General features: G+C 35.7%; 11 protein-coding genes and 3 pseudogenes. 7 read left to right on the top strand and 7 right to left on the bottom strand.

Translation table 11 applies throughout. The annotated features are described in order from the left end of the window. Window positions 1-87: 87 nt before the first annotated feature. From LEP1GSC059_RS10535 to LEP1GSC059_RS21830, 3 genes and pseudogenes are all read right to left on the bottom strand, one after another. Window positions 88-1,101, bottom strand: a complete 1,014-nt coding sequence (locus LEP1GSC059_RS10535) for a zinc-dependent alcohol dehydrogenase family protein (protein WP_017215664.1) — start codon at window positions 1,099-1,101, stop codon at window positions 88-90. A gap of 120 nt (window positions 1,102-1,221) precedes the next feature. Then, the gene (locus LEP1GSC059_RS10530) at window positions 1,222-1,455 is read right to left on the bottom strand and encodes a hypothetical protein (protein ID WP_002177832.1); all 234 of its coding nucleotides are present in this window, start codon (window positions 1,453-1,455) and stop codon (window positions 1,222-1,224) included. Continuing rightward, window positions 1,445-1,671, bottom strand: a pseudogene (locus LEP1GSC059_RS21830) (hypothetical protein). Before LEP1GSC059_RS21830 ends, LEP1GSC059_RS10530 begins: the two are co-directional and overlap by 11 nt. A 127-nt stretch (window positions 1,672-1,798) precedes the next feature. Here LEP1GSC059_RS21830 and ispG point away from each other — a divergent pair. After that, window positions 1,799-3,790, top strand: a complete 1,992-nt coding sequence (ispG, locus tag LEP1GSC059_RS10525) for a (E)-4-hydroxy-3-methylbut-2-enyl-diphosphate synthase (RefSeq protein WP_017215661.1) — start codon at window positions 1,799-1,801, stop codon at window positions 3,788-3,790. Window positions 3,791-4,033: 243 nt separating this feature from the next. On the opposite strand, the gene LEP1GSC059_RS10520 is transcribed toward ispG, so the two are convergent. From LEP1GSC059_RS10520 to LEP1GSC059_RS10510, 3 genes are all read right to left on the bottom strand, one after another. After that, on the bottom strand, window positions 4,034-4,234 hold the full coding sequence (locus tag LEP1GSC059_RS10520; protein WP_017215660.1) for a hypothetical protein: 201 nt from the start codon (window positions 4,232-4,234) through the stop codon (window positions 4,034-4,036). A gap of 639 nt (window positions 4,235-4,873) precedes the next feature. Further along, window positions 4,874-5,485 (bottom strand): MORN repeat-containing protein, encoded by a 612-nt coding sequence (locus LEP1GSC059_RS10515; RefSeq protein WP_020980852.1) that lies wholly within the window; start codon window positions 5,483-5,485, stop codon window positions 4,874-4,876. An 82-nt stretch (window positions 5,486-5,567) separates the two neighbouring features. Then, complete coding sequence (locus LEP1GSC059_RS10510; RefSeq protein WP_017215658.1) at window positions 5,568-6,773, bottom strand: metallophosphoesterase; 1,206 nt, start codon at window positions 6,771-6,773, stop codon at window positions 5,568-5,570. A gap of 146 nt (window positions 6,774-6,919) precedes the next feature. On the opposite strand from LEP1GSC059_RS10510, the gene LEP1GSC059_RS10505 reads away from it, so the two are divergent. From LEP1GSC059_RS10505 to LEP1GSC059_RS10495, 3 genes are all read left to right on the top strand, one after another. Further along, on the top strand, window positions 6,920-8,686 hold the full coding sequence (locus LEP1GSC059_RS10505) for a GAF domain-containing SpoIIE family protein phosphatase (protein ID WP_017215657.1): 1,767 nt from the start codon (window positions 6,920-6,922) through the stop codon (window positions 8,684-8,686). 430 nt (window positions 8,687-9,116) lie between these two features. Continuing rightward, window positions 9,117-9,941, top strand: coding sequence for an aldo/keto reductase (locus tag LEP1GSC059_RS10500; protein WP_017215656.1), 825 nt, complete (start codon window positions 9,117-9,119; stop codon window positions 9,939-9,941). Window positions 9,942-10,665: 724 nt separating this feature from the next. Then, window positions 10,666-12,162, top strand: a complete 1,497-nt coding sequence (locus LEP1GSC059_RS10495; RefSeq protein WP_017215655.1) for an ABC-F family ATP-binding cassette domain-containing protein — start codon at window positions 10,666-10,668, stop codon at window positions 12,160-12,162. 417 nt (window positions 12,163-12,579) lie between these two features. Here the strand turns inward: LEP1GSC059_RS10495 and LEP1GSC059_RS10490 are convergent, their stop codons facing one another. After that, window positions 12,580-12,807: a hypothetical protein gene (locus LEP1GSC059_RS10490; protein ID WP_051196105.1), complete on the bottom strand. Its 228-nt coding sequence runs from the start codon at window positions 12,805-12,807 to the stop codon at window positions 12,580-12,582. A gap of 533 nt (window positions 12,808-13,340) precedes the next feature. Between LEP1GSC059_RS10490 and LEP1GSC059_RS21825 the strand changes: the two are divergent. From LEP1GSC059_RS21825 to LEP1GSC059_RS10475, 3 genes and pseudogenes are all read left to right on the top strand, one after another. Continuing rightward, window positions 13,341-13,629: pseudogene (locus tag LEP1GSC059_RS21825) on the top strand (hypothetical protein); the annotation flags it as partial. Window positions 13,630-13,692: 63 nt separating this feature from the next. Next, the gene (locus LEP1GSC059_RS24870; RefSeq protein ID WP_017215651.1) at window positions 13,693-14,274 is read left to right on the top strand and encodes a transposase family protein; all 582 of its coding nucleotides are present in this window, start codon (window positions 13,693-13,695) and stop codon (window positions 14,272-14,274) included. A gap of 330 nt (window positions 14,275-14,604) precedes the next feature. After that, a pseudogene (locus tag LEP1GSC059_RS10475) lies at window positions 14,605-15,000 on the top strand (helix-turn-helix domain-containing protein); the annotation flags it as partial.

The raw sequence follows: 15,000 nt of genomic DNA, 5'->3' as shown, positions 1-15,000 counted from the left end.
TCTGGCTCGCACGTTTTATTGAAGTTTCAAAAATAATTGATTCTAAAGTTTTTGAGATAGACTCAAAACAAAATCTTGCAATTAATTTTAAATTTCAATACAAACCTTTCCAAAATGTTTTCCTGCTTTCAAACTTTCAAAAGCTTTAGGAGCCTCTTCAAAAGAATAGACGTGATCCACTACCGGTTTTATTCCATTTGCATCGATCGCGCGGTTCATATCTTCAAAATTTCTTTTACTCCCTACAATGATTCCCTGAATGCGAATCCCTTGCATCAAAATCGGGAACAGAGACAAATTATTACTTTCTCCTCCCGCTAAAACCCCTATCAATGCAATCGTTCCCCAAGGTTTTGTACTAGAAATTGATTTTTGTAAAGTTCCCGCACCTCCCACTTCTATGACAAGATCGGCACCTTTCATTTCTGTGATTTTACGAATCTCTCTGTCCCAATTTGTTTTTTCGTTGTAGTTGATGACTTCGTCCGCACCTAATTCTTTTACTTTTGCTAATTTCTCTTCGCTTGAAGATGTAGCAATGACTCTACATCCCATCATTTTAGCAAATTGTAATGCAAATATAGAAACACCTCCAGTTCCTTGAACAACTACCGTAGCTCCCGGTTGTATATTTCCGTGAGTTACAATCGCGGTGTAGGCAGTCAAAGCAGCACAAGGAAGTGTAGAGGCTTCTGCAAAAGAAAGATTTTCAGGCATTGGAACCAGGCCTTCTTCCCTAAAAATTCTATATTCGCAGAGTGTTCCGTCTAACGGACCTCCTAGAGTATTTTTTAACATATCTTTTTCCGGAGCGCCGTCAAACCAAGTCTGAGCGAAATTTGCACATACCTTATCCCCTGTTTTCCAACGAGTAACTCCCGGACCAACTTGAACCACCTCTCCCGCTCCGTCAGAAAGAGGTATCAAAGGTAGTTTTTGTTTAGGATTGTATCTACCTATCGCCATTAAATAATCTCTATAATTTAAAGAAGCGGCTCTAAAACGAACGAGTATTTCTCCATGTGTCGGAACCGGATCGGGACGTTCTGAAATTTTTAAATTTTCCAAACCAAATTGGTTTTGGATTTCATAAACTCTCATAAATTCGTTTTATCCTTGTTAGGTGACTTATTCATTTTAATTGAATTTGAAAATCTTTATCTTTGAATTTTATAGATGTTTTCAAAAGTTTTCTGTTGATAACGTCGAAAATTAAATCGATCAAATCCTTTCTCTGATCAATCCTTCTCCCGATTTTAGAGAAAGAATTCTATAACGCAAAAAAGTATTACACGTAGCTTCTTCCGTATAACGAACTAAATCGTAATCGGGTCTAGGAGAACGAAAAAAATTAGAATGTACAAGTCTTTCCGAAATTTCTTTTTGAATATGAGCTCTCGCTTCGGTTCTTCTTAAATATTCGGAAGGTATGATTACTTCGTTTTTATAGGACAAAATATTGCCCCGATAAATGGCGACCGTAACCCGTATTCGGTATGTTTCTACTGGTTTCGAAAAAGGAAATTCCATGATTGATTTATTTCCGAAAGATGTGTTTGTACTATCGGATTGAGAAGACTCAAAATCAATTCGTCTCTTAAAAATACGTGAAAGAAATTTACAAAGTTTGACGGTTCTTTCAAAAGTATACGGAACAACCTCGTTTTTTATAAAGAATTCGTAAAAGTATCGGTTTTTCTTTGTTTTGGAATCAGTTTTACTCTGGTAAAAAGGAGAATGACGAGGTTATAATTCTCTATAAAATTGTCTTAAGTAAGAGGGGGCATTCTAAACTAGAATGAATTTTAGATACAACCACACACCTTTCGGTTATCAAAGAAGAAAAACAAAAGTTGTTAAAGTAGGAGACGTCCCAGTCGGAGGAAATAATCCGATTGCGATCCAATCTATGATTAACACAGATACGACCGATACAAAAGGTTCCGTAAAACAAATTCTGGAACTGGAACGGGCCGGCTGTGAAATCGTAAGACTAACCGTTCCGTCTCAGGCGGATGCAGACAATCTTCCTTTCATTCGACAAGAACTAAAAAAAGCGGGCAGTAAGGTCCCTCTCGTTGCGGACATTCATTTTACTCCTAGCGTTGCTATGAAAGCAGTCGAGTATGTGGAAAAAGTGAGAATCAACCCTGGCAATTTTGCAGATAAGAAAAAATTCGCAATCAGAGATTATACGGACTCTGAATACAAAGAAGAATTGGAAAGAATTTCGGAAGTATTTTCTCCTCTCGTTTTACGTTGTAAAGAATTAGGAGTTTCTATGAGAATCGGAACCAATCACGGTTCTCTTTCCGATCGGATCATGAACCGATACGGCGATACTCCTCAGGGTATGGTTGAATCCGCAATCGAATTTATTCGTATCGCAGAAAGTTTAGGATATTATGATATTATTGTAAGTATGAAAGCTTCAAATCCTCAAGTGATGGTTCAAGCCTATAGAATGCTCGCTTCCAGATTTGACGAGTTGAAAATGGACTACCCTTTACATTTAGGAGTTACCGAAGCGGGAGACGGTAAAGATGGAAGAATCAAGTCCGCCATCGGAATCGGTTCTCTTTTAGAAGACGGTCTAGGAGATACGATCCGGGTCTCTCTTACAGAAGATCCAGTCCTAGAAGTGCCAGTTGCAAAACTTCTCGCAGACAAATTTAATAAAAAAATCCCAAATCCAAATTCCGCAAAGGGTTATTCCGAATTTAGAAATCCTTTTTCTTATAATCGATTTTACAGCAGCGAAATCAAAATTGCTCAGTTCGAAGCAGGAGAAAACCATCCGGTTCGTGTGGAGACGGTTTTACCTTTTGAAAATTCCAACTCATTTTTAGAGAACGTTGCAAAACTCTATCAGTATGGTAAACCTCTTTCGATCGAGCCCGAAAGTATTTTAGTAGATTCTCCTTTGCCCGATCAATTGAAAGAAATTTCTGAAGCAGCCACGACCTTGTCTATTCCGGTGGGAATTCTTTTTTCCAAAAACGTTTCTTTAAACGAAAAACTTCAAAAAGAACTTCTTCGTTTTCCTAAGATTGTATTTGATCCGTTTCTTCAATTTCAGGACGGAGAAAAGATGTTATCTTTTCTAAAAGAAAGACAGAACGCTGGGCTTTTTTCGGAAATTCACACGAGCGGCGATAAGATCGATTCTCTCATAGGACTTCCGGATACGTTATCCGAAACAGGAATCAAAAACGTTTTATTTTCTCTGAATTCTAAAGAAATTTTATACGACTATAGAAAATTAGGAAACATTCTAAGTCGTTTTGAATTTCCAATTCTTCTTCACGGTTTTTTTTCCAACCCGGAAGAAGCTTTATACGATTCCGCGATCGGCATCGGCGGTCTTCTGATAGACGGTATCGGAGATCTGATCCGAATCTCCACTCCCCAAATTAAAGACATCGAAGAAATATTTCAACTTTCTTATGATCTTTTACAAGGTACCAGACTTCGTTTAACAAAAACGGAATATATTTCCTGTCCTTCTTGTGGTAGAACCCTTTTTGATCTTCAGGAAACTACTGCCAGAATTAAATCCAGAACCGGTCATCTCAAAGGAGTCAAAATTGCAGTCATGGGCTGTATTGTGAACGGTCCCGGCGAAATGGCGGACGCGGATTTCGGTTACGTGGGCGCCGGTCCGGGCAAAGTTCATCTCTATCGAGGAAAAGAAATCGTTCTAAAAAACGTTCCCAGTGAAATCGCGGATGAAAGATTAGTACAACTTATCAAAGACAACGGACTTTGGCAGGATCTTTCCAATGATTAGGATTTTATAATTTTATGTTTTTTAATCTGGCGGCTTTTTCATTTTTTATTTGTCAAGACTTTATTTAAAACTTGGTCCGACAAACTATTGAATGTGAGTCCGATTTTAAAGATAAGTCTGTAAAACCCGGATTTGTGTTAGTTCCCACAAATTTAAAGTTAGTCTGTAAAATCCGGATTTGTGTTAGTTCCCACAAATTTAAAGTTAGTCTGTAAAATTCAGATTGTGAGAGTTCCCACAAATTTAAAATAAATCTGTAAAACCCGGATTTGTGAGAGTTCCCACAAATTCAAATAAGTCTGTAAAATCCGGATTTGTGAGAGTTCCCACAAATTCAAATAAGTCTGTAAAATCCGGATTTGTGAGAGTTCCCACAAATTCAAATAAGTCTGTAAAACCCGGATTTGTGAGAGTTCCCACAAATTCAGTTTTACAGAGGTTCATTTACAACATTAGAATATTCCATTTAACAAATAATGTAGGAACTAACACAATTATGAAAAAAATTTACTGATCTTAGAAAATTGAGCACTGTAAATGTAGTGACAAAGCGTAAATCAACGAGTGTTAGGTACAAATGCGAAAGGGATCGATGAATGAACTTAGCACAACGCTTCCTATGAGGCGCGTTGTAAGGTCAAGTTATTGGTATTTTATAAAAACTGAATTTGGTTCTGAAATTTCACAATAACTTAACCAGAGCGGAGAGCCCGGTCCGGCAACGCCGGATTCGCCCTTATTTTATTATACAAAATTCACCGGATTAGGGTTGTGAAAAATAAATTTTCCATCTCTATCTCATGGAAACGATCGATTGAAGTGTAAACGATTGGATTAAGAGCTTGTCCCAAAATCTGTCGAGCGAACATAGAAGCGAGACGCTTTAGTTTCACAAAATCTGTGGGAACTACTGCAGTTTATTAAAATTTTCTAAAGAATGATCGCATAAAATTCTTTGGGTTTTGGGACAGGCTCTTTTTTGAAAATTTGATTTTAGGATTTTATAAACGTTCTTTTAAAGTAATTATAAATTCAGACTATCACCTAACACTGAATAATTGAAACTTAGAATTGTATGAAAATTTATCCGTGACAGTTGAGTTTGTTTCGAATAATAGAACATTCTTTTTTTCTTTTTCCTACAATCAAATGTCCTTCTGCACTATCTCCGTCGTCGTAAAACCTTCCACTAAAAACGGCTCCGTTTGAAAATCGATACGTTCCAGTCCCTACTTTTTTATCGTTTTGGAAATATCCGGAATACAAATCCCCGTCTTTGTATTGAATCTTTCCAAATCCATGTCGCTTATCATTTTTGAAAGTTCCGGAATATACTTCTCCTGTATCGTATACATATATACCTTTTCCACTTTTACAATTTCCATTTTTACATCCGGGAGCAGCTCCAAGATAAGTGGAAATGGATTTAGTTTCTTCCCGATTCGGTTCTGAGTCTGCGACTTCTTCTGCGTATTTCTTAGGTTGGCCTAATGCGTCTTCTTGGAAAAATTTTCTTTCCTTTAAATCCGGTTCCAACTCTAGTTCTTTATTTTTTTTCTGTAAGTTCGAAGTTTTAACGTTTTCTTTTTTAGTAGTTCCTTTGTTTTTTTTTCCACAATCTAAAAACACAAAAAACAAAAGTAAAACAACTCCTAACGCGAAGATTATTTTTCGATCGATTCCGAAAAGTACCATCGCCTCCTCCTTGTTTTTATATCGGAATTCGGCTTCGGTTTCAAAAGGTTTGTATTTTAATATTTGTTTAAGAAAGACTTACTTAAGAATTTTTCTTCAATTGAATTACACTGATTTCGGAAGGCGCTCCAAGTCGTATCGGCGGTCCCCAATATCCGGTTCCACGACTCACATAGATCCAAGTATCCTTATGTTTATGAAGTCCGGCCACAAACTTCTGCGCCAAATAGATGAGTAGATTACCTGGAAAATATTGTCCTCCGTGAGTATGTCCAGACAGCTGTAGATCAAATCCGGCTTCCGCCCCTTCAAAGACGCTATTAGGTTGATGCGCGAGTAATATTTTATAATCCGTTTTTTCCCCGCCCTTCATAGCACGATACGGATCCGTTTTGTGTTCCTCAAGAATCGTTCCAGCCTTTAAATCAGTAACTCCTGCAAGAGTCAGACTAGCTTTACCGTGTTCTAAAATTTTATTTTCGTTTAATAATACTCGGATTCCGTGTTTTTCCAATTCTCGGATCCAAGAAAGTACACCCGAATAATATTCGTGGTTTCCGGTTACAAAGAAGGTTCCGTGTTTAGATTTTAGGTTTGCAAGAGGTGTGATATGATGTCCTAGTTTACTTACAGGCCCGTCTACCAAATCTCCGGTAATCGCAACCAAGTCCGGTTCTAGTTCATTGATTCTTTTTACTACGGATTCTAAAAAACTTTTTTTAATCGTAGGCCCTATGTGAACGTCAGAAATCTGAACAATCCTAAATCCGTCTAAGGACGTATGTAGATTATTCGCTACTACTTCTACCAAAATCACTTTTAGCTTTTTATGCGCCTGATAAAATCCGATTCCGGTCAATCCTCCCGCAAGTCCAAGAACCGAAAAACTTAAGATTCTATTTAGAAATTCTTTCCTTTGTATCAATTCTTCAGTTTCACTTTCTATTGTACTCTGGTTCGGAAAAAATTTTGTAAGTCCATAAAAGGACACGGTAGTAATGTCTTTTAATAATACCAAACTGAATAAGATCGTAAAAAAACCGAGCCCAGTAAATGCAAGATAAGAAAACGCTGTTTGAATTCCTTCTCGTTTAGAAGTCAGACTGATATAATAACTCACTGGGATACTTAAGGTGAACAATACAATCAGAGTCCAGCCGAGCCAAGAAATCCATCCTTGATTACTTAAATTTGGAATTAAACGAAAGCCTGTATACGTATAACCCAATCCTATAATGAGTGTAAATACCGTAAGAAAAATAAGAAAACGAGAGATTTGATTTTCCATGATTTTATATAAGACCTAAAAAATTTCCCAAAGTTTCTTATTGAATTTAATTTCTTTCGATACAAACCTTTTTAATTTCGTTTTCTTTTAAATCTCCCAAACCCTTGACGATCTTTCTGCTCACTCCAGTCTTGACGCAAATATCTATGCCTCAGACCGTTTTGGAATTTCAAAAACTAAAAAGTATTTTAAACGTAAGTACGATCTTAACTGCAAATTTAGATCTTTACCAACTTTTACCTTTGATTATGCTTTATTCCAAGGATCTTTTAGAAGCAGAGGCAAGTTCTTTATTTCTTTTAGACGAGACTGGAGAATTTTTATACTGCGAAGTAGCTCTCGGTGAAAAAGGAGAAATCATTCAAAAATATGGACGTCTAAATTTAGGCGAAGGAATTGCTGGTTGGGTCGCCAAAGAGAAAAAAACAATCATCTTAGAAGACGCTTATTCAGATTCTAGATTCAATCCTTCTTGGGATCAAAAATCCGGGTATAGAACGCGTTCCTTAGTATGTGTTCCTTTGTTTGTGGAAAACAAAATTATCGGAACACTTGAAATTCTAAACAAAACGCAAAACCGTTCTTTTGATTCTTCTGATTTAAATTATCTTACTTCTCTTTCCGAAGTGGCCGCGATCGCAATACAAAACGCAAAGATACACGAGAATCTTAAAAAAAGAATTTTAGAACTTTCTATTCTTTATGAATTTGAAAAACGAATTGCTTCCGAAAAAAGTATTTACGAATTAGGTAATTGGGTATTACAAAGAATATTAGAATTTTTAGAAGCAAAAACCGGAACCATCTATCTTGCGGATCACACAGACCAGACCCTGAGAATTTTAGCTGCAAAAGGAATTCCAGAAGAAGCAGTCCAAACCATTACGGTTTCTTTTGGGGAAGGTGTTGCTGGTTGGGTCGCCAAAGAGAAAAAAAGTCTTCTCATCCATAACTTGGAAGAAGACAATCGTTACAATAAGAACGCAAAATATAAGTTCGAAGCAAATTCTCTTATCTCTTCTCCTTTAATTTACAGAAACGAACTTTTAGGAGTCATTAGTGTTAATAGTAAAAACTCTGGTTTTGCGTTTCATCAAAACGATTTGGAAATGTTGGATGCAATTGCCAACAGACTTGCGCTCACGATTAAAAACGCGGATCTATTTCATAGAGTTATAAATTCGGATCGTGAATTACAAAGAGCCAGAGAAGTCATGTCTAAGTTCATTCCGACTGCAATTCCTTATATTAAAAATTTGGAAGTTAGCACACAATACATTCCCTATTCGAACGTAGGTGGGGATTTTTATAATATATTTAGATTAGATCCGGAACGAACTGGGTTTTTAATTGCGGATGTTTCTGGTCATGGTCTTTCTGCTTCTGTAATTGCCGCGATGATGAACACGATCATTTCCACTTACGATAAAGAAATTCTTTCCAGTCCTTCTCAATTTTTTACCGAACTCAATCACGCTCTTTATAATAAGATGGTCGGAAATTTCGTGACCGCATTTTACTGTGTGATTGACACCGATCAAAATACGATTCTTTATTCCAACGCAGGTCACAATCATCCTTTACTTTTACAAAACTCCACGGACAATCTAATTCCTTTAGAAACGAAAGGTAAATTGATCGGAGTGATTCCAGATCTTTTTTTCGAGGAGAATTGGATTGATTTCGGCCTCGGTAACAGGCTTGTATTGTATACAGACGGCATTTCGGAACATTATTCCGAAGATAGAACCAAACGTTATAACGAAGAATTGATTTCTCGTTCGATTTATAGATCTGTTTCTAAAACTTCCGAAGAAACTGCGGCTCAAATCATTTCGGATTGTATCGAATTTTGCAACCGTTCTAAGTTTGATGACGACGTTACCCTTCTTGTAATTGATCGACTAAGGTAAAAACGTGAGAGTTCCCACAATTATTGAATTTTAATGTTCAATCTTAAAAACGTGAGAGTTCCCACAATTGTTGAATTTTAATGTTCAATCTTGAAAACGTGAGAGTTCCCACAATTGTTGAATTTTACTGTTCAATCTTAAAATCGTGAGAGTTCCCACAATTGTTGAATTTTACTGTTCAATCTTAAAATCGTGAGAGTTCCCACAATTGTTGAATTTTACTGTTCAATCTTAAAATCGTGAGAGTTCCCACAATTTCTGAATTCTACTGTTCAATCTTGAAAACGTGAGAGTTCCCACAATTGTTGAATTCTACTGTTCAATCTTGAATACGTGAGAGTTCCCACAAATCCATAGAAATTTATAATTTCATTCTTAAGTTGTTGTGTTTTATTTTTTTTACAATCAAAGATCGTATCAGGAGCCAAAGATGAATTTGCTTAAACAAACGGTAACTCTCAACAACGGAATTTCTATGCCTATTTTAGGACTTGGAGTTTGGAAAACCAAATCTGGCAAAGAATGCAAAGAAGCGGTTTTAAACGCTTTAGAAGCAGGTTACCGTCATATCGATACGGCCAGAATTTATGACAATGAAGAAGATGTGGGCCAAGCGATTCAAGAAAGCGGAATTCCAAGAAAAGAAATTTTTATCACTACAAAACTTTGGAATGCAGATCAAGGGCCGGATAAAACCAGAAAGGCGCTCGAAAACAGTCTTGATAAATTAGGAATCGATTTTGTGGATCTTTATCTCATTCATTTTCCAGTAACTTCTAAAAGAATGGATTCTTGGAAAGAATTAGAAAAAGTATATCATGATAAACTCTGTAAAGCAATCGGAGTTAGTAACTATACGATCGCTCATCTTACAGAATTATTGAAAGACTCTCAAATCACTCCCGCAGTCAATCAGGTGGAATTTCATCCGTTTTTGAATCAAATTCATTTATTAGAATATTGTAAAAAACATAAAATCCAACTCGAAGCGTATAGCCCGCTTGCACACGGTCAAAAAATAGAAGATCCTACAATTTCTAAAATTGCGCAAAAATACGGTAAAACTCCGGCTCAGGTTTTGATTCGATGGGCAATAGAACAAAAAATTGTAGTCATTCCTAAATCCATAAAAAAGGAAAGAATTATCGAAAATTCCAAAGTTTTTGATTTTGCAATTTCCCAAGAAGACATGAAAATTTTCAATTCATTGGACGAAAACTTCAGAACCTGCTGGGACCCTTCGGAAGTTGTCTAACGTGAATTCGGCGTAAAGAATTCATTTTTCTGAAAAAAGTTGGGATCTGAACTGTATCGATCAATTCCTAAAATGTGGGAACTACTATAAAATATGAACTGCTCGAAAGTTCACAAATGAGACTTAATTTGTAGGAACACTACTACACTTTATTAAAAATTTCTAAAGAATGATTGCGTAAAATTCTTTGAGGTTTGGGGACAAGTTCTTATTGAAAAATGAACTCTCCATTTGTCTTTGTTTTACCGAACGATCAATTGAGATAGTTTTGTTAATCGGCCACTATGAAATTTTTAAACAACTCTATCGATCAATTCCTGAAATGTGGAAACTCATACTGTTTAAAAATTTGTAATGTAACTTAATTTGTAGGAATTACCGCAAACCGCAATTTTACGAACCAATTCTTAAATTGTTAGAAACTCACACCATTTCTCATTTTCTTATGTCGAACTCAGATTGTTGAATCATTTTAAAAGTCTGGATGTAGTTACGACCCAAATTCGACTACAAGCTATCTCAAAAATACTTTATCTTTGCTTAAAATGCTGAATTCTAAGATATTTTTGAGATAGCTTGTAATAGTTCCCGCATTTTCCAAATATGAACGTAGTTACGACCTTTAAAGTAAAACCAAAATCGTAACAGAGATCCGACTTTTCAAATAGAATACAGACCACATTTAGAATGACCCTTATATCGTATCTGAAATTTTGGTTTTCAAATGATAAAAGTTTCCGGCCTAAACAAGGCATTTACAACCAAAGTTCTTTTTGACGATTTAAATCTAAGTATCAATCGAGGAGAAAAAGTCGGACTTGTAGGTCGCAACGGACACGGAAAGTCCACTCTTTTTCAAATGATACTTGGAAACGTAGAAGCAGATTCAGGAACAATTTCCATACCTAAGGGATATAAAATCGGACATCTGCAACAGCACCTTCATTTTACAAAACCAACTGTATTAGAAGAATGTTCTCTTGGACTTCCCGAGGGAGAAGAATACGAGACCTGGAAGGTTGAAAAAATTCTTTCCGGTCTAGGATTTTCCGAACAAGACATGGAAAAAAATCCAAACGATTTTTCGGGAGGTTATCAGATTCGAATGAATCTTGCAAAACTTCTAGTCTCTTCGCCCGATATGCTAATGTTAGACGAACCGAACAATTATCTAGATATAGTAACAATCCGTTGGCTCGAAGAGTTTTTAAGAGAATGGGAAGGAGAAATCATATTAGTAACTCATGATAGAGGATTTATGGACGCAGTAGTCACTCATACGATCGCGATTCATAGAACCAAAGCGATTAAGGTTCAAGGTGACACAGATAAACTTTATAATCAGATCAATCAATCTGAAGAAATTTACGAAAAAACACGTTTGAACGAAGCCAAAAAACGTAAACAAGAAGAGATATTCATCGCAAAATTTAAAGCAAAAGCGAGTTTTGCCAGCCGAGCCCAATCCAGAGTCAAAAAATTAGAAAAACAAGGCGAAATGAAAGCCTTAGAAAAAATTGAAGACTTAGAGTTATATTTCAACAGCGCTCCATTTAACACAAATCAAATGTTGTCTGCAGAAAATATTTCCTTTTCCTATAACGGCAAGGAGCCGTTTCTAATAGAAAATTTTTCTATCAGCGTAGGCATCAGAGAAAGAATTTGTATCATCGGTAAAAATGGAAAAGGGAAATCCACACTTCTCAAAATTCTAGCGGGTGAATTAGAAACCTCTCAAGGGACGATCAAAAAACATCCAGTTTTAAAAGAAGGATATTTCGGTCAGACCAACAAACTGAATCTAAACGAAAACTTTACAGTGGTGGAAGAAATTATGAGTTCCGACTCTTCCTGTAACGAATGGAAGGCTAGAACGATCGCCGGTGGTTTGATGTTTTCTGAAGACCAAGCTTTGAAAAAAATAAAAGTACTTTCTGGAGGTGAAAAAAGCAGAGTTCTTCTCGGCAAAATATTAGTGACTCCTTGTCATCTACTATATCTGGACGAACCCACAAATCACCTGGATATGCAGTCTTGCGATTCTTTGATAGAAGCCATAGCTGAATTTGAAGGTTCTATCATTATGGTGACTCATGACGAATTACATCTTCGCGCGGTCGCCACAAAATTGATCGTATTTGACAACGACTCAATTCGAATTTTCGACGGCTCGTATGATGATTTTCTAAATGACGTAGGTTGGTCCAACGAACATTATTAAAATAGAATATTCTTAAATTAAATAAATATTTGTATAGCCCTATAAACTCTATTCCCAATGGGCTAAATAAAGGACCAATCAATTTACAATTTATATTGGTTTTTAGTTTCATCTTTATCCTACCCACGCCAGAAGTCAAAGAGATTCAAAAGCAATTATAAGGCTAAAACAAAAATATGATCAAACGATCCCAGATTGAGTTACTTCGTGAGAATTCTGTCTTTCCGATTGTCAAATTGGAAAGAGGCCCTCAAATTAAACCGATAGAATATAAAGATCGATTTATATATTTCACAACTGATCCATATCAAATTTAGTACAGTAACATTTTTATTACGAAATCCTGTTTCAGTGTAAAATATCTGAGATTTTATAGTTATGAGCAAACCCATTCTTTACAAATTTTTAAAATATAGTTTAGTGTTTTATAATTTTATTGTATTTCCAAGGACCATAGTCTTGCGTCCAACATTTTGTTTTATATCTGAACCACAAATGAACCGTTAAAGAAATAAAAAATGCAGTTATCAAAATAGGCCAGAGATATTCTGAATCTTTTAACAAATATAAAAGATAAAACATCAAAGAATATTTTAACATTCGAAACCAAAGTGGTTGCCCCGCTTTCGAAAATGCAACTTCCAATTCTCTTTTGAATATTTTTGAAAGTCCCACTGATTCCTCCACAATCTACCACTCAAAGATTATGCTAAAAGATAATCAGTAATTCAAGTCCATTTCCAAATGTTGTTTATTTTACTCGAAACTACAAAATAAAGAGCCTAATCCCGTAAATTCAGAAAAAGAAAATCAGAGCGTTGCCGGACCAGGTGTCAATCAATTGCATAAAAGAAACGTAATACAATATTACATCTTTAGTTTCAATATAGAACGCGATCCATAGTGAGCGTTCTACTGAGTTTAACGCGATCTGTTGAGCGACCTACAGAAGCGATGCATTGAGTTTCCAGAAGTGAGATACTGAGTTTGAGAGAGCGTGGCTTGAGTTCCCCGCATCGATCCCTTTCGCATTGAATTTTATCGAACTACGAAAAACGGCGCTTTGAAATAAACGTTTAGATACTCGATTTTATAGGAATCATTAATAAGTCTTTTTCAAATTCGATAGAACAAAAAAAGTAATAACAATTCAAAAAAATAAGGTAAAATAAAGAAAGATGATTTTCGCGTTAGAATTTTGTTTAGAAAATCCTAAAACAATTTTTTCCGTTATTCCAAATGACTTTGAAATCTTTCGAGAAAACTTTCTTTTCTTAAAAGAAAAGAAATTGCAACTTACTTTGGATTTCATCCAAGTTCTTTGAATGTATTAAAAAAATAACCGACTCAGCAGTTCAAAACGGTTGTCTAAAAACGTTTCAAAACTTATATTCAATTCCCGTCTTTCAAAAAGTTTTCCATCACTTACCCATAATCAACGAATTCATAATTCAATTTTTATTATATTAGAGTTGTTGAAAAATTGGTAAAATTCTTGTACCGATACCTGAAGATACAGCTCTATGGGTAATGATATCGAAAGAAAAAGTTTTAAAGAATCCTAGAATGTCGCAAGCCTTGCTTGGTATCTCCCATCAAGAATTCAAAACACTTTGTGTTCCATTTGGCCTTGCGTATTTATCTTTGAAAGAAGAAATAAAACATAATTTTACCAAAGGTAGAAAATCAATCTTACAGGATATAGAAGAGAATTTATTTTTTATTCTTTTTTATATCAAAACTTATCAGACTTACGACGTCTTGGGAACGGTATTTAAAATGGATAGGACTACTGCTTGTAAGTTGGTAAAGCTTTTGGCGGAAGTTTTATTTCTTTCACTTGGTTCAATGAATACTCTTCCCACAAATGAAATTTCCGATCTCAAAAGTAAGTTAAAGAAGTTAAAAAAACTGAAGTATGTAATCATAGATGGAACAGAAAGGCCAACGGATAAGGATTTACAGAAAGAATTCTACTCTGGAAAAAAGAAAAGACATACGATTAAAAACTTAATTTTGACAAATAAAGATAAAACAATCTTATTCTTATCGAACACGATATCTGGTAAAACGCACGATCTTAAAGTTGCGGAGAACTTCTGCGATTCCTAAAGATGTGGCATGTGTCCTTGACTCCGGTTTTAAAGGAATTGAAAAGACATCAAAAAAAGTGAATATTATCAAACCGAAAAATAAACTTACCGCCGCACAAAAAACAAAGAATACAAGAATGAGTAAAAAAGCATTTTCTACGAAAATGCTTTTGCTGGTATTAAAAGTTTAGAATTACCTCATTAGATGTTTTAGAAAAGATTTTAAACATCTCGTTTTTGTTATTGGGAATGATTACATGTAATAGTTAGAAGTTGATCTTACACTCCTTGAAACTAACGAGAGAACTCAACATCTCACTCCCTACGAGTAGTTCGATGGGAAAAAGATATGACAACAGCACAAAAGATAATCAAAAACAAGATGGGCCTTTTGAAGTTAGTCGAGACCTTGGGGAACGTATCCAAAGCCTGCAATGTGATGGGCTATTCACGAGATAGCTTCTATCGTTTTCAAGAATTATACGAGAAACTCGAGGATCTGAATAGACGTAAACGAATCCTAAAAATCGTATCGAATTGGAAAAAGAAGAAGCGGTCAAGAAGATGGCGATCGACTTTCCTGCGTATGGTCAGCAGAGAGCATGCAATGAATTGAAAAAATAAGGGATCATAGTTGGTCCTGCGACTGTTCGGAGTGTATGGGTTCGTCACGATTTGGAAACCTTCTCCAAAAGACTGAAGGCTTTAGAAGCATTCATGGCTCAAGGTAATTCTCCCGTATTAA

This window comes from Leptospira noguchii serovar Panama str. CZ214 (genome assembly GCF_000306255.2).
In the GTDB taxonomy this organism is placed as follows: domain Bacteria; phylum Spirochaetota; class Leptospiria; order Leptospirales; family Leptospiraceae; genus Leptospira; species Leptospira noguchii.
Note: the sequence above shows the minus strand (reverse complement) of the source record. Positions and strands in the feature narration are given on the sequence as shown.

Excerpts from the sequence above, each read along its gene's own strand:
- LEP1GSC059_RS10535 (WP_017215664.1), bottom strand. The coding sequence starts at position 1,101 with ATGAGAGTTTATGAAATCCAAAACCAATTTGGTTTGGAAAATTTAAAA.
- ispG (WP_017215661.1), top strand. The coding sequence starts at position 1,799 with ATGAATTTTAGATACAACCACACACCTTTCGGTTATCAAAGAAGAAAA.
- LEP1GSC059_RS10520 (WP_017215660.1), bottom strand. The coding sequence starts at position 4,234 with ATGAACCTCTGTAAAACTGAATTTGTGGGAACTCTCACAAATCCGGGT.
- LEP1GSC059_RS10515 (WP_020980852.1), bottom strand. The coding sequence starts at position 5,485 with ATGGTACTTTTCGGAATCGATCGAAAAATAATCTTCGCGTTAGGAGTT.
- LEP1GSC059_RS10510 (WP_017215658.1), bottom strand. The coding sequence starts at position 6,773 with ATGGAAAATCAAATCTCTCGTTTTCTTATTTTTCTTACGGTATTTACA.
- LEP1GSC059_RS10505 (WP_017215657.1), top strand. The coding sequence starts at position 6,920 with ATGCCTCAGACCGTTTTGGAATTTCAAAAACTAAAAAGTATTTTAAAC.
- LEP1GSC059_RS10500 (WP_017215656.1), top strand. The coding sequence starts at position 9,117 with ATGAATTTGCTTAAACAAACGGTAACTCTCAACAACGGAATTTCTATG.
- LEP1GSC059_RS10495 (WP_017215655.1), top strand. The coding sequence starts at position 10,666 with ATGATAAAAGTTTCCGGCCTAAACAAGGCATTTACAACCAAAGTTCTT.
- LEP1GSC059_RS24870 (WP_017215651.1), top strand. The coding sequence starts at position 13,693 with ATGATATCGAAAGAAAAAGTTTTAAAGAATCCTAGAATGTCGCAAGCC.